Source organism: Metabacillus niabensis (assembly GCF_902829255.1).
GTDB lineage: Bacteria > Bacillota > Bacilli > Bacillales > Bacillaceae > Metabacillus > Metabacillus niabensis.
The window spans coordinates 37,729-55,505 of the sequence record NZ_CADEPK010000004.1 but is presented as its reverse complement, the minus strand read 5'-3'; the positions used below and the strand labels follow the sequence as shown (position 1 = coordinate 55,505).

The following is a 17,777-nucleotide window of genomic DNA, read 5'->3' as shown; positions in this document are numbered from 1 at the left end:
AGTACACAATGAGCAAGTCAAACACTTTATTGGAGAGTTTGATCCTGGCTCAGGACGAACGCTGGCGGCGTGCCTAATACATGCAAGTCGAGCGAATCTGAGGGAGCTTGCTCCCAAAGATTAGCGGCGGACGGGTGAGTAACACGTGGGTAACCTGCCTGTAAGATTGGGATAACTCCGGGAAACCGGAGCTAATACCGGATAACATATCGAACCGCATGGTTCGATATTGAAAGATGGTTTCGGCTATCACTTACAGATGGACCCGCGGCGCATTAGCTAGTTGGTGAGGTAACGGCTCACCAAGGCGACGATGCGTAGCCGACCTGAGAGGGTGATCGGCCACACTGGGACTGAGACACGGCCCAGACTCCTACGGGAGGCAGCAGTAGGGAATCTTCCGCAATGGACGAAAGTCTGACGGAGCAACGCCGCGTGAGCGAAGAAGGCCTTCGGGTCGTAAAGCTCTGTTGTTAGGGAAGAACAAGTACGAGAGTAACTGCTCGTACCTTGACGGTACCTAACCAGAAAGCCACGGCTAACTACGTGCCAGCAGCCGCGGTAATACGTAGGTGGCAAGCGTTGTCCGGAATTATTGGGCGTAAAGCGCGCGCAGGCGGTTTCTTAAGTCTGATGTGAAAGCCCACGGCTCAACCGTGGAGGGTCATTGGAAACTGGGGAACTTGAGTGCAGAAGAGGAGAGTGGAATTCCACGTGTAGCGGTGAAATGCGTAGAGATGTGGAGGAACACCAGTGGCGAAGGCGACTCTCTGGTCTGTAACTGACGCTGAGGCGCGAAAGCGTGGGGAGCGAACAGGATTAGATACCCTGGTAGTCCACGCCGTAAACGATGAGTGCTAAGTGTTAGAGGGTTTCCGCCCTTTAGTGCTGCAGCAAACGCATTAAGCACTCCGCCTGGGGAGTACGGTCGCAAGACTGAAACTCAAAGGAATTGACGGGGGCCCGCACAAGCGGTGGAGCATGTGGTTTAATTCGAAGCAACGCGAAGAACCTTACCAGGTCTTGACATCCTTCGCTACTTCTAGAGATAGAAGGTTCCCCTTCGGGGGACGGAGTGACAGGTGGTGCATGGTTGTCGTCAGCTCGTGTCGTGAGATGTTGGGTTAAGTCCCGCAACGAGCGCAACCCTTGACCTTAGTTGCCAGCATTCAGTTGGGCACTCTAAGGTGACTGCCGGTGACAAACCGGAGGAAGGTGGGGATGACGTCAAATCATCATGCCCCTTATGACCTGGGCTACACACGTGCTACAATGGATGGTACAAAGGGCTGCAAGACTGCGAAGTCAAGCCAATCCCATAAAACCATTCTCAGTTCGGATTGCAGGCTGCAACTCGCCTGCATGAAGCCGGAATCGCTAGTAATCGCGGATCAGCATGCCGCGGTGAATACGTTCCCGGGCCTTGTACACACCGCCCGTCACACCACGAGAGTTTGTAACACCCGAAGTCGGTGGGGTAACCGTAAGGAGCCAGCCGCCTAAGGTGGGACAGATGATTGGGGTGAAGTCGTAACAAGGTAGCCGTATCGGAAGGTGCGGCTGGATCACCTCCTTTCTAAGGAAAATGAGGCACACTTGGTTTTTGTTTAGTTTTGAGAGATCATTCTTCTCTCTATGAAAATACTCATAGGATGAAAACATTCTGCATACGTTAGGTTCCTTTTTTAAAGGTACACCTGCTAAATGCGCCACGTCCTGTGGCAACGCATGTGTTAGCACATCCTGTGCGTCATGTTCCTTGAAAACTAGATAACGATAATATTCAAGTAATTCACTGAGTTTAAATGCTTAAATTAGTGATTCTCTTAATAATGAAAAGACATGAAAATGTCGAAGGTTAAGTTGTTAAGGGCGCACGGTGGATGCCTTGGCACTAGGAGCCGATGAAGGACGGTACTAACACCGATATGCTTCGGGGAGCTGTAAGTAAGCTTTGATCCGGAGATTTCCGAATGGGGGAACCCACTGCTCGTAATGGAGCAGTATTATTACCTGAATCAATAGGGTAATAAAGGTAGACCCGGGGAACTGAAACATCTAAGTACCCGGAGGAAGAGAAAGCAAACGCGATTTCCTGAGTAGCGGCGAGCGAAACGGAATTAGCCCAAACCAAGAGGCTTGCCTCTTGGGGTTGTAGGACACTCTATACGGAGTTACAAAGGAACGGAGTAAATGAAGAGGTCTGGAAAGGCCCGTCAAAGAAGGTAACAACCCTGTAGTTGAAACTTCGTTCCCTCCAGAGTGGATCCTGAGTACGGCGGGACACGTGAAATCCCGTCGGAAGCAGGGAGGACCATCTCCCAAGGCTAAATACTCCCTAGTGACCGATAGTGAACCAGTACCGTGAGGGAAAGGTGAAAAGCACCCCGGAAGGGGAGTGAAAGAGATCCTGAAACCGTGTGCCTACAAGTAGTCAAAGCCCGTTAATGGGTAATGGCGTGCCTTTTGTAGAATGAACCGGCGAGTTACGATCCCGTGCAAGGTTAAGTTGAAGAGACGGAGCCGCAGCGAAAGCGAGTCTGAATAGGGCGAAAGAGTACGTGGTCGTAGACCCGAAACCAGGTGATCTACCCATGTCCAGGGTGAAGTTCAGGTAACACTGAATGGAGGCCCGAACCCACGCACGTTGAAAAGTGCGGGGATGAGGTGTGGGTAGCGGAGAAATTCCAATCGAACTTGGAGATAGCTGGTTCTCTCCGAAATAGCTTTAGGGCTAGCCTTGAAATGAGAGTCTTGGAGGTAGAGCACTGATTGGACTAGGGGCCCCCATCGGGTTACCGAATTCAGTCAAACTCCGAATGCCAAAGACTTATATTCAGGAGTCAGACTGCGAGTGATAAGATCCGTAGTCAAGAGGGAAACAGCCCAGACCACCAGCTAAGGTCCCAAAGTATACGTTAAGTGGAAAAGGATGTGGAGTTGCTTAGACAACCAGGATGTTGGCTTAGAAGCAGCCACCATTTAAAGAGTGCGTAATAGCTCACTGGTCGAGTGACTCTGCGCCGAAAATGTACCGGGGCTAAACGTATCACCGAAGCTGTGGATTGTTCTTTCAGAACAATGGTAGGAGAGCGTTCTAAGGGCTGTGAAGCTAGACCGTAAGGACTAGTGGAGCGCTTAGAAGTGAGAATGCCGGTATGAGTAGCGAAAGATGGGTGAGAATCCCATCCACCGAATGCCTAAGGTTTCCTGAGGAAGGCTCGTCCGCTCAGGGTTAGTCGGGACCTAAGCCGAGGCCGAAAGGCGTAGGCGATGGACAACAGGTTGATATTCCTGTACCACCTCCTCACCATTTGAGCAATGGGGGGACGCAGAAGGATAGGGTAAGCGCGCTGTTGGATTAGCGCGTCCAAGCAGTTAGGCTGACAACGAGGCAAATCCCGTTGTTATCTAAGGCTGAGCTGTGATGGCGAGGGAACTATAGTACCGAAGTTCCTGATTCCACACTGCCAAGAAAAGCCTCTAGCGAGGTGAGAGGTGCCCGTACCGCAAACCGACACAGGTAGGCGAGGAGAGAATCCTAAGGTGAGCGAGAGAACTCTCGTTAAGGAACTCGGCAAAATGACCCCGTAACTTCGGGAGAAGGGGTGCTTTTTCAAGGTTTATCCTTGCGAAAAGCCGCAGTGAATAGGCCCAGGCGACTGTTTAGCAAAAACACAGGTCTCTGCGAAGCCGCAAGGCGAAGTATAGGGGCTGACGCCTGCCCGGTGCTGGAAGGTTAAGAGGAGAGGTTAGCGCAAGCGAAGCTTTGAATTGAAGCCCCAGTAAACGGCGGCCGTAACTATAACGGTCCTAAGGTAGCGAAATTCCTTGTCGGGTAAGTTCCGACCCGCACGAAAGGCGTAACGATCTGGGCACTGTCTCAACGAGAGACTCGGTGAAATTATAGTACCTGTGAAGATGCAGGTTACCCGCGACAGGACGGAAAGACCCCGTGGAGCTTTACTGTAGCCTGATATTGAATTTTGGTACAGCTTGTACAGGATAGGTAGGAGCCTTAGAAGCCGGAGCGCTAGCTTCGGTGGAGGCGTCGGTGGGATACTACCCTGGCTGTATTGAAATTCTAACCCGCACCTCTAATCGAGGTGGGAGACAGTGTCAGGTGGGCAGTTTGACTGGGGCGGTCGCCTCCTAAAATGTAACGGAGGCGCCCAAAGGTTCCCTCAGAATGGTTGGAAATCATTCGTAGAGTGTAAAGGCACAAGGGAGCTTGACTGCGAGACCTACAAGTCGAGCAGGGACGAAAGTCGGGCTTAGTGATCCGGTGGTTCCGCATGGAAGGGCCATCGCTCAACGGATAAAAGCTACCCCGGGGATAACAGGCTTATCTCCCCCAAGAGTCCACATCGACGGGGAGGTTTGGCACCTCGATGTCGGCTCATCGCATCCTGGGGCTGTAGTCGGTCCCAAGGGTTGGGCTGTTCGCCCATTAAAGCGGTACGCGAGCTGGGTTCAGAACGTCGTGAGACAGTTCGGTCCCTATCCGTCGTGGGCGTAGGAAATTTGAGAGGAGCTGTCCTTAGTACGAGAGGACCGGGATGGACGCACCGCTGGTGTACCAGTTGTCTTGCCAAAGGCATAGCTGGGTAGCTATGTGCGGAAGGGATAAGTGCTGAAAGCATCTAAGCATGAAGCCCCCCTCAAGATGAGATTTCCCATCACATTAGTGAGTAAGAACCCTGAAAGATGATCAGGTTGATAGGTCTGAGGTGGAAGCGTGGTGACACGTGGAGCTGACAGATACTAATCGTTCGAGGACTTAACCTAATCAGATTGAAGACAAAAGGCATTTGGGAAAGCTTTCTTTCCCAAATGCCTTTTTAATTTTTGATTTTCTTCTTAGAATCTATCTTAAAAATAAGTGTAAATTGCCTATTATTCATATTTTTTATGCCATTTTTGGACTTCCCCAAGTCCAATTGGCTAATTTCTTAAGATTTATTGCAGCAAAAGTTAGCATCGCCTGCATGGACAATTTTTTAAGTCCCCGTAGGGTTGTCCATCGCATACCATGCTTTTCTTTTGCATCTGCAAAGACTCGTTCAATGGATTCCTTTCGACGTGCATATATTTCTTTTACTTCTTGTTTATGACGAAGGTGTTCGGCTTCTTCTAAATAGTCTTCCCAGATATGGCGTTGGATTAACTTTTGATGATTTTGACTCTGAGTACACTGTTCTAGTAAAGGACACTTTGAACACTTCAAGGGATTGGATTTGTACTGCCGATATCCTTCCTTCGTGGTTGTTGTGTATGATAATATCTCTCCTTGCGGACAGATATAGCAATTATAGTGCTCATCATAAACGTATTCATGTTTACGGATGAACCCTTCCTTTGTTTTTGGTCGAGTATAAGGAAGTGCAGGAGTGATGCCATTCTCTATTAGAAAATTACAAATCGCAGGAGTCTTATAGGCCGCGTCAGCAGCAATAGCTAAAGGTTTCTTTACTTTATCCATTATTTTTTCTACTAATGGTTGAAGTATATGACTATCATGAATGTTTCCAGGCGTTACAATGGATCCTAACACAAAACCATTTCGGTCAGTAGCAGCATGAAAAGAATAAGCAAACTGTTTTGTTCTTTCATCTTTTACGTAGTACCCACTTTCAGGGTCAGTAGTACTTTCCTTAATTTCCTTTATCTCTTCCTTTTCAAACTTTTCAGGTGGAAAAGGCTTCTTTCCGTTATCAATACGGTCTTGATTTAATTCAGCCTGAAGTTTCGCTTCATAAGCTCGAGTTTCTTTTCTCACTGTTTTCTTTTCAAATTTACGTTTATTAGCACTAGCTTTAACATGAGTTGAATCAATAAATACATGATCTGCGCTCAATAAACCTTTATCTGTAATCTCTTTTAGAATCCGATAAAAGATTTGTTCAAATAAATCCGTTTCTTTAAAACGACGCTCATAATTCTTACCAAAGGTAGAGAAATGAGGAACTTCTGTATAAAAACCGAATCCCAAGAACCAGCGATATGCCACGTTTGTTTCAATTTCTTTAATGGTTTGCCTCATAGAACGAATACCAAATACATATTGAATAAATGTCATTTTAATCAATACAACAGGATCAATACTCGGACGGCCTAGTGTTGAATAGAGTTTTTCAACCAATGGATAAATGAAGGAGAAATCAATAGCAGATTCAATTTTACGCACCAAATGATCTTGTGGTACTAATTGGTCAATTGCGATAACTTCTAACTGATCTCTTTCAGTATTATTGTTTCTTGTCATCATTATCCATCACCTCTAAAATATCTATTAATAAATATTTTAAATAAAAAAAGACTGTATGCAAACTCGATTTTATCGAGTTTGTCTACAGTCTGAGGCATTGTTCCGAAGAACAATGCCTTTTTTAGATTAGAATATTGTTAGTTTAGAATGTACAAATGAAGGAACCTCATTTACTTATGAAGATTCACCTTAACGTTGGATAATGTAGAAAACAACCAAATGGGTAGCATGTTATCGTCACCATTTTATATTGTTAAGCAGTTTCTTTATAAAACTAGCTACTTTACTGGGATTAAAATTGCCTACCTAGTGTTTTTCAAGGAACTTCTGCATATCCTCATCTAAATAAACCCAGCCTTTCCAGCCGATATGAATCGTGTCACGCATAAAGTAAGGATCGTATTCATGGTCGGAATAATCGGCGTAGGTAAAGCCGCTATCATTAATTTGCTTCTTTATACGAGTGTAGTAGTCTTGCCGTCCTTTTTCCGTGAAGCCTGTGTAGTCATAATACGCCCCGTTCACTGGGATAATAACAAAAAGTGGTTTAGCCTCAGCTTCCTTAAGAATATGAAGCATCAGCTGGAAATCATCGTACTCAGGTGATTCTGCATAGGAATGTCCTTTGTTCTTTCCTTCCATACTCTTGATATAGTGCTTCTTATGATTATACACTTTGTCATCAATATAAAATTTGGAATGCTGTGTCCGTTTCTCGCCATAAGAATCAGCTTGTGCCTTCAGTTCTTCCCATGTCTTATCCTTCACTTCGTCTGACTGATGACGATTAGTTGGTTTATCTTTCAGAAGTGTGAAATACAGATCCTTTTTCTCAAGGATAGATATATATGCCTTTGCAGGAACTGATAAAGTATTAAACATAACCTTTTTGTCATTCAGGTAAGCATCGTAAAGCTGATAAAGTATCGGGTCGTTCTTGACCGCGTTATACGTCATCAAACGCTGCATTAATTTTCGTTTCACCTGCTCGTTAACTTCCTTATTGAAAGGAAGCTGGTACGCTTGCAGGGAGGAATAGTTTGGTGCAAAATGCTGCTCGTCTGTACCATGCTTTACAAACCATTGCGGCGATACGATGATGACCATTTGCTTATTCTTCAATTGATCGGCGTGTGTTGCAAAATTTACATCATGAATAATAGAGGTCATTCCGCCTTTTCCTATTAAATAAGGTGTAAAGGTAGCGTCATTCGTTTCGAAATAATTCGATGGATGGAATGGATCCCAGCGCGACAATTCAGAAGAACCATAGATTGGAACATACGTTGAACGTTTAAGCATTTCACTTTGCAAATAAGTTCCTTGGAACATATTTGGCTCCAGGCTTGTAGCCGATTCCGCCAAACGATCCGCTGGAACTAACTTAACCAGCCATGATACGGGTACGAATACGACCCCGGCAAACAAGACCAATGCAAGAATGATCGGTCCAAACAGATACTTCTTCTTCATTATTTCAGCTCATTCAGACGATCAACAATAGCATTTGGTGTATTCCATGTATCACGGTCGAATTCTGTAATCGGTACATTGATATCAAGCTGCTCATCGAATTGAACAAGTAATTCTACTGTCGCAAATGAATCAATCAGTCCTGCGTCGAATATATCCAAATCATGCTCTTCTTTCACAACATCATCTTCACAAACTTCTGCAATAATTTGTAGTACTTTCTCTTTAAAATTCATATTTATATTCCCCTTTTATTATTGAAATGGTTTGCCAGAAAACAGGTAAAAGCCGAAACAAACGACATGGAAAGTGATGACGATAGACACAAATGTCATTACTCTCCCTGTTGGCCAGCGTTTATGTTTTTTATTCCAGGTCTCGAAGAAATTAAATCCTACCATCATCAAGGCATGATATGCTCCATAAATGATGTACTGAATCGCTACTCCATGCCATATTCCCATCAGCAGGAACAGCAGGGCATAACCTAGATTCGAAACGAGCATTTTGTTCTGTATCCATTTTTTCTTCTTCATCAGAAAGACGAAGCGCATAAACACATAATCACGGAACCAGAACGACAGTGACATATGCCATCGATTCCAGAAATCCTTGATGTTTCGGCTGATGAATGGCTTATTAAAGTTCTCCGGTGATCGGATTCCCATTATATAACTGACTCCGACTGCAAACGCCGTATAGCCGGCAAAGTCAAAGAATAGATACAAGCTATAGCTGTACATGTATAACAGATGATAGCTAAACTTGCCATCTGCTATATAATCTAGATTCATAATGAAGTATGTATTGATGCTATAGCCAATTATAAATTTATACAAAAAACCAATGAAGATTTTATTAATCCCTTTATAAAGTAGTTCCTTGTACTCCTCAGGTGTCCAACACTTTTCTTCATCCTTCTGAAATCGACGGAAGCGATCAATTGGACCTGATGAAATTGTCGGGTAAAATAGCATAAAATTGACAAGCTGAAAAATTGAGAGCTGCTCCTTAATCAACCCATCTCTTGTTTCAATAATGATTTGGACAGCTCGAAATGTCAGATAGGATATTCCTAGAAAGCTTGCCCAGTTATCCACTGCCAATATCGGTAAAACCTTCGATAAAATCAAAGGTAGGATCGATAGAAAACTTATTACATAGAATACGAGGCTGCTATTCTTTGTCTGTCGATAAGTAATATAGCCTTTGACTAGTACAACCTGAAGGATGGTGAAGGCTACTAACGAGAAGAAGCCTGCGTTCCCTTCTGAAAATATAATAGCCAATACAACAATGGAGACGAACACATTGTAATACCGTAGGCGCTTGCCCATTGTGCCAAGAATCATCGTCGGCAGCAGCAAGATACCTAGAATAATAAAGAAAAGGAAAGAGCTATACGGGGTCATGCGAATACCTCTTCCTTCATTTTCTTACGGTCTGCTTTCCCATTCATCGTCATTGGAATAGCAGTATAATACGTGAACTTACGCGGAATCATATATGCCGGTAAGCGCAAAGCAAGGTCTTTTCGAATAGCAGCTGTCAGCTTGTACTCCTTATCAAAGCTATGCTCCGCTGGTACCACTGCCGCAATTAAGTATTCAATTTCCTCGTTTGGTGCATATGGGATAACAATAGCAGACTTAATATAATCAGACTGATTAAGGTGGAATTCAATCTCTTCCAGCTCCATCCGGTAACCATGCAGCTTGATTTGATAATCCAGCCTACCTTGGCAGTACACCAACCCGTCCTGAATAAAGCCGGCGTCTCCGGTACGATAGGCGTTCATTCCGTTTATAATGCCGAATGCATTTTCTGTCAGTAACGGTTCACCTAGGTAGCCTTTTGACACACTTGGCCCCGCAAGGATAAGCTCTCCTTTTTCACCTTCAGGCAACGGGTTACCCAATTCGTCCATAACGAAAATACGCATATCGGATTTTGGATAGCCAACCGGTAGCGCCTTCTCTTTAGCAAGCAATTCTTCCGTAATTTCAATCGAGGTCACAGCAACTGTTGCCTCTGTAGGCCCATAAGTATTGAAAATCCTTGCCCTTGGGAAACGTTCTTTCAGCTCTTTGGCCACGGCTAAAGGTAGTACTTCACCACAGAAAAGGAATACCTCTAGCTCAGGAAGCATTTTTTGATTAAAGTCGGGATTTGGGAAACACATTTGCACGAATGATGGCGTCGATGTCCATATTTGCAATGCAGAACGACTCAAGTTCTCAAACAAAAGCTTCGGCTTATTGATTACTTCTCTCTCCAATGTATGAATTGTACCCCCGCTCTGCAGTGCTGGATAAAAGTCCATCACAGACAAATCAAATGAAAAGGGTGCCTGATTCAAAAACACCTTTCCTAGATCTAGTGGAAAGTCACCTGTCATCCAATCGGTAAAAGATTGCAGATTTGCTGCGGTTATTTGAACGCCTTTTGGATTTCCAGTACTGCCGGATGTATAAATGATATAAAAGACTTCATCAGGCTTGACCCAGTATTCATTACCAATAAGCTCTTCTTGTTCCAGCTGCAGTGTCGGTACGTGTAAAACAGTGACATTATTAAAATCCAGCATGCTATCTGTTGTATTAATTACCAATCTTGCACCAGATTTTTCTACAATAAGACGCACTCGTTCCATTGGAATCGATGTATCTACCGGTATATAAGGGTGGCCAGCCTTTACACAGGCGAGGAACGATACCGGCATATCGGTTCCCATATGACCATACACAACGATTGGCGTCTGCCGCTCAAGCTGTGTGGCATGAATTAAGCTTGCTAGCCTGCTTGATCTATCCCAAAGCAATCTGTAATTTAGCACCTGATCCTCTGTACGAAATGCTGTCTGTTCCGGGTTTCTTGCTGCATGCTGTGCAATACGAGTTAAAAGTTTCATTCTATTATCTTCTCCATTTAAAAATCATTATAAATATAGTTGCCAGTATTCGCGGTATGGAAGCCGTACATCAAGAACAAGGTAATAAGGATTGCTAGATAAAAACAAGTATGTAAAGCAAAACGGACATAATTGTTCGTATAAAGCTGTTTGAGCTTATTCATCTTCTCTCTCCCTTTTATTCAAATTTATAGCCGGTTCCAATAACAGTCCGGATATGATGTGATTCACAGCTTAATTTAGCTCTCAGCTTTTTTATATGTGTATCAACAACTCGATTATCACCATCGAAGTCCAACCCCCATACGTGATTCAAAATTGTTTCGCGTGAAAGGACATTATTTTTATGATGAAGCAGAAACACCAATAATTCATATTCTTTTGGCGTCAAATCGACTTGTTGACCCTCAAGCTGAAGCTGATGGGACTTCGTATTAACAATTGCTTTCCCGAAGCTGATCATATGACCGGTCGGCATGTATTGTTCGGTTGCCCGTTTCATTAAAGAATTAGCACGTGCTACTAACACTCTTGGGCTGAATGGCTTGGTAACATAATCATCGGCTCCAAGTTCAAACCCTTGAATTTTATCATCGTCACTGGATTTTGCTGTCAACAGGATAATTGGTACACCAGACCTCATTCGAACCTGCTTTGTGACAGCAAATCCATCCATTTGCGGCATCATGATATCGAGAATGACTAAATCTGGATAAATGGCATCAAACCAGTCGATTGCACTGCGGCCATTATCCGTTTCATACACTTCCCAGCCGTCCTTTTTGAAATAATCGGCTACAACTTCTCGAATTCTCACTTCATCCTCGACAAGCAATACTTTCTTCCCCATCGTGAATCTTCCTTCCAATCTTTCAATATATTAACAAAGTTATATGTCTTTCATGTGTCCTAATAAGCAATTAGTCCCATTAATTGAAACGAACATAGAAACGCACACCATCAGGTATGTTTTCCGCTCCGTAATGAAATGCATGAAGATCAAGAATTTGCTGGACAATGGCCAATCCTAATCCTGTACCACCTGTCATTCTGCTCCGAGAAGATTCGGTCCGATAGAAACGTTTCCAGATCTTTTCTATCTGCTCTTCTGGTATTTGTGCGCCTTTGTTTTCAATTTTGAACACACTGCCTCCATTTTCCTGATCCAATTCGATTCGAATCGCAATGACAGAATCGGGCTTACTGTGCCTGATCGCATTAACTAGAAGATTTTTCATTACTCGTTCCATCCACTCATAATCCGCCAAAATATGCTGTTCATTCTTCGGCATGATTTCAATGACGACATTTTTCTCTTTTGCTATACAGAATAGTTTATCTGCCAAATCCTCTATCATTTCACTGAGAAGAAAAGATGTTTTTCTTAATTTAATTGCACCGTTTTCCAGCTTAGCCAAATCAAGCATATCTTTTATCAGGACTTCCATCTTTTCTGACTCCTCAATGATCACTTCTATATAGTGGTCATGCTTATCCGGACTGACCCCATCCTGAAGCCCCTCAGCGAAGCTTTTGACTATGCTAAGCGGTGTCTTCAATTCATGTGATGCATGCTCGAAAAACTCGCGCTGCTCCTTTTCCATCTGCACACGTTTTTCCATATCCTGCTTTAGCTTCCCATTCGCTTGTTTCAATTCATTTAAGGCAACATCTAGATTTTGCGCCATAACAAGCATATTGTTTGAAAGGCTCCCTAGCTCATCCTTCTGCTTAATTGGCTTCGCCGATGAGAAGTCTAGGTGCACCATTTTTTTTGCCATTTCATTCAGCTTAATCAGAGGTCTGCTAACAAGGCGGGAGAAGAATAACGACAGCAAAAGGATGAGAATGAAGCCTGCGATTCCGATATATACATAAAATATTTGAAGTGCTTCATTCGTATCTCTGATTTCCTGAAGAGATGTGACAGAGAACATATATTGCATTTCCCCGTCTTTCTTAAACGGCTCAATTAGTACTAAATTATGTTTTCCACTCCATGATTCCACCCAGTCCAGCTGCAGACTTTCCCCTTTGGAAAGCTGCTTTATCTGCGCCTCCTTAAGCGGGAACCATTCTAGCAGCGCATCATAGAGGATCCCTAGTCCTCTATTTATCATCCCAGCCTTAGGTAGCGAAATGCTTTTTACTTTCCCTTCGATTGTCACTTCATTCTCGACTGGATCTTCACCGACACTAAACTCATTCTTCGTAATAACTGATGGATAAATGACCGAAGGAACCGTAGCATCTGTTTCTCCTTGAACAATCAATGTATCTCCCTTTATGATGTTCAATGCTCGCAACTGTTTTCCGTAATTTGTGACAAGTAAGGAAAGCGGTACTTCTACAACTTTGCCATCTCCTGTTTCCAGCATGATGTTAAACGGATCCTTTACCAACTGAAAACCCTCTGCGTCTACAATCGTCAACGGGCTTTTGGTCTTCCTCATGTAAGAAAGTGTCTGTCTTGTCAATTCCTCTTCGCTCCAGGAATTGTTCTCATAACCCTCTGCTAATTGATGTATGTGCTTTGCTGCTTCCTTCGTTTTATGATGCTGATAAAAACGATCAAAGAATAATAGCTGAAATATCATTATCATGGCGTAAAACACCAAAAAGAATAAAGCTGTTACAGCGAATAATTTAACGGTGATGCCGCGTTTTCTCATGTTATACTCCTTTATTTCATACGACAGTTTATTAATAACTTAAGCTACGGGTATGTTTTTTGTGTGTCCATATACAGCCCTCCATATAGTAAACATTTTTTCAAAGTTGTGGAACCTTTTTTGTACCTAGGCATACCAAAAAGGAGGGGCAAAGCTAATCAGTATATGATTATACTTAAAAGACAATGTGCAATACTTTAGTGATATATCAGTTGATCGCATTGGAAAACAACCGCAGAAAAACAGACCAACTTGTTGACTATATTTGATGCACCATATCGTAAATATTTTTTCCTTTCCGATATATCCTTGCAAGAACATCTGTTAAACTATTGGCACAAACCTATTGCCTCGATAAAAACAATCTGCAAGAAACCTTGAGTCCGCTAAATTTCCTGTTTATCAAAAGGACTCTTACACGACAAAAAATTTTGTTGTTTGAAAAAGTTAAGTTAGTATGGAATAATTCAAACAAGGGGGAGATTGAACCACTCGCCACTTAGCACCATTACTAGTTATTTGAAGTGATCGATTACTATGAACACCTGCCTATCTTCCAATTATTAACTATGCAACAAGTTGATAATATGCAAAGCTTGCTACCGATTTCAGCAAAGCTAATTCTTGTTGAGCAGTTCAAGCTGCTTTTTTTTGGACAGAGACGAAACTTATACGCTTTAAAGATAAGATGAAGTTTACTCACAATCGATATTTTTCCTTAAATAAACTATGTCCGGTTCTTTTTTATTAAATATGGACAAAATATCTATTGCAATCAAAAGTAAAAAAGGGTATTATTCTGAGATAATTTATGTAAGCAGTCTCAAATTATTGAATTTATCAGGAGGTTCCATGTGCAATACGTTATTTCTTTTTTAGGTATTCTCGTTGTATTGTTTTTAGCTTGGTTGGCAAGTTCCAATCGTAAAGAAATAAAATTCATACCAATTATTACGATGATTATCATTCAAATTCTTTTATCCTTGTTACTGTTAAATACAGAATTTGGCTTAATCATCATCAAGGGAATTGCTGCTGTTTTTAACAAGCTTCTCGAATATGCAAGCGAAGGGATTACTTTCGTGTTTGGCGGCATAGCAAACGAGGGAGAGGCTCCATTCTTTTTAACGGTATTGCTTCCAATTGTATTTATTTCTGCATTAATTGGTATTCTACAGCATCTGAAAATCCTACCATTCCTTATGAAGGGAATTGGGTTGTTATTAAGTAAAGTGAATGGGATGGGTAAATTAGAATCATATAATGCAGTTGCCTCACTGATGGTCGGACAGTCAGAGGTTTTCATCACGTTAAAAAAACAACTCGGCATGCTTTCGAACCAGCGTTTGTATACTTTATGTGCTTCGGCAATGTCGACTGTATCAATGTCCATAGTTGGAGCATATATGACGATGCTAGAGCCAAAATATATTGTCACAGCTTTAGTTTTAAATTTATTTGGCGGTTTTATCATAGCAACTATTATTAATCCGTACGAAGTCGACCCAAGTGAGGATATATTAGAAATACAGGGGCAAGAAAAGCAATCGTTTTTTGAAATGCTCGGTGAGTATATTCTTGATGGTTTTAAGGTTGCAATTATCGTAGGTGCCATGTTAATTGGGTTCATTGCATTAATGGCGGGATTCAATCATGTATTTGAGTTATTATTTAATGTTTCTTTCCAGACGATTTTAGGTTATCTATTCGCTCCAATTGCTTTCATTATGGGAATACCTTTCTCGGAAGCAGTTAGTGCCGGATCAATTATGGCGACTAAACTATTGACCAATGAATTTGTGGCAATGTTGGATTTATCAGGAGGAAATTATCACTTTAGTGAACGAACAATGGGAATCCTTTCTGTATTCCTAGTTTCCTTCGCCAACTTCTCTTCTATTGGCATTATTGTCGGGGCTGTTAAAAGTCTGAATGAAAAGCAAGGAAATTCCGTAGCGCGTTTTGGATTGAAACTGTTATATGGCGCCACACTTGTAAGCATACTTTCAGGTATCATTGTTAGTTTCGTAATATAGTACAAGCTTGAAAACTAAAAACCACTAAAAAACGTTATGAATCAACGTTCTTAGTGGTTTTTTCTTTTACATCACTTACTTATGATACGGTTCCCCCCGATTAATCCGATAAGCCCGATACACCTGCTCTAATAATATAAGCCGCATTAGTTGGTGTGGGAAGGTCATTTTTGAGAAGGATAGTGTATCGTTGGCGCGGTTCATGACTTGTTTGCTAAGGCCTAGTGAACCGCCAATGATGAAGGCTATTTTACTTTTTCCGTATGTAGCGAGCTGGTCAAGCTCTTTGGCAAGCTGTTCGGAGGATTTCATCTTTCCATCGATTGCAAGGGCTATAACGTGTGTGTCGTCGTTTATCTTTGCTAATATTCTTTCTCCCTCTTTATCCTTTACCTGCTCCATTTCAATTTCGCTAAGATTTTCTGGTGCTTTTTCATCTGGTAATTCAATAACGTCTACCTTTGCGTATGTTGAAAGTCTTTTTAAATATTCATCGATACCAAGTTTTAAATATTTTTCTTTTAGCTTGCCTATCGTTATGATTGAAATATTCATATTTGTTCCCCATTTCCACCATCAAAAGTTATCCACATTTAGCTTCGTTTTATCCACACCATCCACCGAATATTAGTTCCCTACTATATATACTGCTGGGTTTGTACACAAATCACAACTTGTGGATAACTTTCTTGAATTATCTAATTTTTCAATCTCCGGTGCTAACTCTTTTTCGTCTACATACATATCAATTGCTAATTCTATATGTTCTTCACAGCTATACATGCTTAACTCCTCCTTATCCACATGTGGATGTTCATTATTTAGTTTTACCATTTTTTCTGTTTATCCACAAACCATATATTTCTTTTCATTTATCCACAAAGAAAGCTTGAGGCCGATGACAAGCGCTTTTCTACATTTATTAAATTTCGTAATTTACTAAACGCAAAAAAAAAAGAGGCTAACCTTTAGCCTCCAATCGAATGTTGCTCTCCTAATTTCATTTCTCCTGTCATCTTCTTACCTTCCCGATAAAAGGTAAATTTGACTGTATCACCAATTTTTTGCTCATATAATACTTTTCTTAACTCAATAATATCTTTAATTTCTTTACCAGCAAATTCTGTAATCACATCAAGCTCCTGCAAGCCAGCTTGACCTGCTGGGGAAATTGGATCAACACTCATAACGACGATTCCTGCTTCTACCTCTTTCGGAAGCTTTAATGTTTGTTCCACATGGTAACTAGAAACTTCATTTAATGATCTCATCCCAATTCCCATATAAGGACGTCTTACTTCACTGTACTTCTCTAAATCACTAATAATCGGTATTGCGTGATTAGACGGAATAGATAAGCCAATCCCTTCAACAGCAGCTTCAGCGATTTTCATTGAATTGATCCCAATTACTTGGCCATCCATATTAATCAACGCCCCTCCACTGTTACCAGGGTTTATTGCAGCATCTGTTTGTAAAACCTCTGCATTCCAATCTACTTGGCCATCACCGTTTTCATCAATTGGTATTGCTCTCTCTGTTCCTGAAATAATACCTTGTGTTACAGATCCTGAAAATTGTAACCCTAATGGATTTCCTATTGCAATGACAGGCTCACCTGGTTTTACTTTATCTGAATTACCAAACTCAGCAACCTTCGTTATCTGTTCACTGCTAACACGTAATACTGCTAAGTCTGTTAACTCATCACTACCTAATAATTCAGCAGGAATTCTAGTTCCATCACTTAAGCTAATTTCAATTTCTGAGGCGCCTGCAATAACATGGTGGTTCGTTACAATAAAGGCATTTTTACCTTCCTTTTTATAAATGACACCTGATCCGGTTCCAGCCTCACCTGTCTCGTTCCAGAAGCCCGCTTCTTGTAGATTTACGACACCTACAACTGCATCTGATACCTCGTCAACAATACCAGTAATTGCGGAATTTACCTCAACTGAGACATTTTTAACAGGACCTGTTGTCGTTTCACCCGTATCTTCCTGTTCGTCTTCACCTGTTATATCCATTTTATAGGGAAGAAAATCTAAATTTGATAAAGTGGGAATGGCAACAATGACGAGCAATCCTCCAAGTATTGCACCAACTAATCCTGCTAAAAACCATCCCCCGCGATTTCCCTTTTGTTTTTTAGGTTGATACTCTTCATAATCCTGATCATAATAGCCCATAACAGTCACTTCCTTTTGCTCTAGTTATGAATAGTCCTAATCACCATTATTCACTTGATCGCAAAAAATTAACCAAAACAATGCCTCTATGATAGGTGAATAAATGGATTATATGTAATGAAAATGATAAAATTCCATAGAAAATCTAATATGTATTAGGGATGAAATGATAAATGGAGTACTTAAGGTTCCTCATGAAATGACACTCATTACCTAGCATTTCAT

Annotated in this window: 12 protein-coding genes and 2 rRNA genes; 3 read left to right on the top strand and 11 right to left on the bottom strand. The window is 41.9% G+C overall.

The annotated features are described in order from the left end of the window. Positions 1 to 26: 26 nt before the first annotated feature. Together HU235_RS01145 and HU235_RS01140 are read left to right on the top strand one after the other, a co-directional pair. Positions 27 to 1,576: ribosomal RNA gene (locus HU235_RS01145) — 16S ribosomal RNA — on the top strand. A gap of 280 nt (positions 1,577 to 1,856) precedes the next feature. Then, positions 1,857 to 4,788 (top strand): 23S ribosomal RNA (locus tag HU235_RS01140). Together the 16S and 23S rRNA genes form the textbook arrangement of a ribosomal RNA operon. Before the next feature lie 121 nt (positions 4,789 to 4,909). Here HU235_RS01140 and HU235_RS01135 read toward each other — a convergent pair. The 8 genes from HU235_RS01135 to HU235_RS01100 all read right to left on the bottom strand — a co-directional run bounded on the left by HU235_RS01135 (position 4,910) and on the right by HU235_RS01100 (position 13,324). Further along, entirely contained in the window at positions 4,910 to 6,268 is a 1,359-nt protein-coding gene (locus HU235_RS01135; RefSeq protein ID WP_174879140.1) for an IS1182 family transposase, read from the bottom strand. 306 nt (positions 6,269 to 6,574) lie between these two features. Next, positions 6,575 to 7,741, bottom strand: a complete 1,167-nt coding sequence (dltD, locus tag HU235_RS01130) for a D-alanyl-lipoteichoic acid biosynthesis protein DltD (RefSeq protein WP_174879138.1) — start codon at positions 7,739 to 7,741, stop codon at positions 6,575 to 6,577. Further along, complete coding sequence (gene dltC / locus HU235_RS01125) at positions 7,741 to 7,977, bottom strand: D-alanine--poly(phosphoribitol) ligase subunit DltC (protein WP_095301639.1); 237 nt, start codon at positions 7,975 to 7,977, stop codon at positions 7,741 to 7,743. Before dltC ends, dltD begins: the two co-directional genes overlap by 1 nt. An 18-nt stretch (positions 7,978 to 7,995) precedes the next feature. After that, the gene (gene dltB, locus HU235_RS01120; RefSeq protein ID WP_095301640.1) at positions 7,996 to 9,153 is read right to left on the bottom strand and encodes a D-alanyl-lipoteichoic acid biosynthesis protein DltB; all 1,158 of its coding nucleotides are present in this window, start codon (positions 9,151 to 9,153) and stop codon (positions 7,996 to 7,998) included. Further along, positions 9,150 to 10,652, bottom strand: a complete 1,503-nt coding sequence (gene dltA, locus HU235_RS01115) for a D-alanine--poly(phosphoribitol) ligase subunit DltA (protein ID WP_174879136.1) — start codon at positions 10,650 to 10,652, stop codon at positions 9,150 to 9,152. The genes dltB and dltA overlap by 4 nt, the downstream gene beginning before the upstream one ends. Before the next feature lie 17 nt (positions 10,653 to 10,669). Further along, positions 10,670 to 10,816, bottom strand: coding sequence for a teichoic acid D-Ala incorporation-associated protein DltX (locus HU235_RS01110; protein ID WP_095301642.1), 147 nt, complete (start codon positions 10,814 to 10,816; stop codon positions 10,670 to 10,672). A gap of 14 nt (positions 10,817 to 10,830) precedes the next feature. Continuing rightward, positions 10,831 to 11,502, bottom strand: coding sequence for a response regulator transcription factor (locus HU235_RS01105; RefSeq protein WP_095301643.1), 672 nt, complete (start codon positions 11,500 to 11,502; stop codon positions 10,831 to 10,833). Positions 11,503 to 11,581: 79 nt separating this feature from the next. After that, the gene (locus HU235_RS01100; protein WP_174879134.1) at positions 11,582 to 13,324 is read right to left on the bottom strand and encodes a sensor histidine kinase; all 1,743 of its coding nucleotides are present in this window, start codon (positions 13,322 to 13,324) and stop codon (positions 11,582 to 11,584) included. Positions 13,325 to 14,178: 854 nt separating this feature from the next. Here HU235_RS01100 and HU235_RS01095 point away from each other — a divergent pair. Continuing rightward, positions 14,179 to 15,360: a NupC/NupG family nucleoside CNT transporter gene (locus HU235_RS01095; RefSeq protein WP_174879133.1), complete on the top strand. Its 1,182-nt coding sequence runs from the start codon at positions 14,179 to 14,181 to the stop codon at positions 15,358 to 15,360. Between the two features lie 75 nt (positions 15,361 to 15,435). On the opposite strand, the gene rlmH is transcribed toward HU235_RS01095, so the two are convergent. The 3 genes from rlmH to HU235_RS01080 all read right to left on the bottom strand — a co-directional run bounded on the left by rlmH (position 15,436) and on the right by HU235_RS01080 (position 17,552). After that, the gene (rlmH, locus tag HU235_RS01090; protein ID WP_174879132.1) at positions 15,436 to 15,915 is read right to left on the bottom strand and encodes a 23S rRNA (pseudouridine(1915)-N(3))-methyltransferase RlmH; all 480 of its coding nucleotides are present in this window, start codon (positions 15,913 to 15,915) and stop codon (positions 15,436 to 15,438) included. Between the two features lie 72 nt (positions 15,916 to 15,987). After that, positions 15,988 to 16,143, bottom strand: coding sequence for a CxxH/CxxC protein (locus tag HU235_RS01085; RefSeq protein WP_095302065.1), 156 nt, complete (start codon positions 16,141 to 16,143; stop codon positions 15,988 to 15,990). A 185-nt stretch (positions 16,144 to 16,328) separates the two neighbouring features. Next, positions 16,329 to 17,552: a S1C family serine protease gene (locus HU235_RS01080; protein ID WP_145582737.1), complete on the bottom strand. Its 1,224-nt coding sequence runs from the start codon at positions 17,550 to 17,552 to the stop codon at positions 16,329 to 16,331. Between the last annotated feature and the right edge of the window lie 225 nt (positions 17,553 to 17,777).

What these genes read in the sequence shown, in the direction of transcription:
- dltB (WP_095301640.1), bottom strand. Translation starts at nt 9,153, where the DNA reads ATGACCCCGTATAGCTCTTTCCTTTTCTTTATTATTCTAGGTATCTTG.
- HU235_RS01085 (WP_095302065.1), bottom strand. Translation starts at nt 16,143, where the DNA reads ATGTATAGCTGTGAAGAACATATAGAATTAGCAATTGATATGTATGTA.
- HU235_RS01135 (WP_174879140.1), bottom strand. Translation starts at nt 6,268, where the DNA reads ATGATGACAAGAAACAATAATACTGAAAGAGATCAGTTAGAAGTTATC.
- dltC (WP_095301639.1), bottom strand. Translation starts at nt 7,977, where the DNA reads ATGAATTTTAAAGAGAAAGTACTACAAATTATTGCAGAAGTTTGTGAA.
- HU235_RS01110 (WP_095301642.1), bottom strand. Translation starts at nt 10,816, where the DNA reads ATGAATAAGCTCAAACAGCTTTATACGAACAATTATGTCCGTTTTGCT.
- dltD (WP_174879138.1), bottom strand. Translation starts at nt 7,741, where the DNA reads ATGAAGAAGAAGTATCTGTTTGGACCGATCATTCTTGCATTGGTCTTG.
- HU235_RS01105 (WP_095301643.1), bottom strand. Translation starts at nt 11,502, where the DNA reads ATGGGGAAGAAAGTATTGCTTGTCGAGGATGAAGTGAGAATTCGAGAA.
- HU235_RS01080 (WP_145582737.1), bottom strand. Translation starts at nt 17,552, where the DNA reads ATGGGCTATTATGATCAGGATTATGAAGAGTATCAACCTAAAAAACAA.
- rlmH (WP_174879132.1), bottom strand. Translation starts at nt 15,915, where the DNA reads ATGAATATTTCAATCATAACGATAGGCAAGCTAAAAGAAAAATATTTA.
- dltA (WP_174879136.1), bottom strand. Translation starts at nt 10,652, where the DNA reads ATGAAACTTTTAACTCGTATTGCACAGCATGCAGCAAGAAACCCGGAA.
- HU235_RS01100 (WP_174879134.1), bottom strand. Translation starts at nt 13,324, where the DNA reads ATGAGAAAACGCGGCATCACCGTTAAATTATTCGCTGTAACAGCTTTA.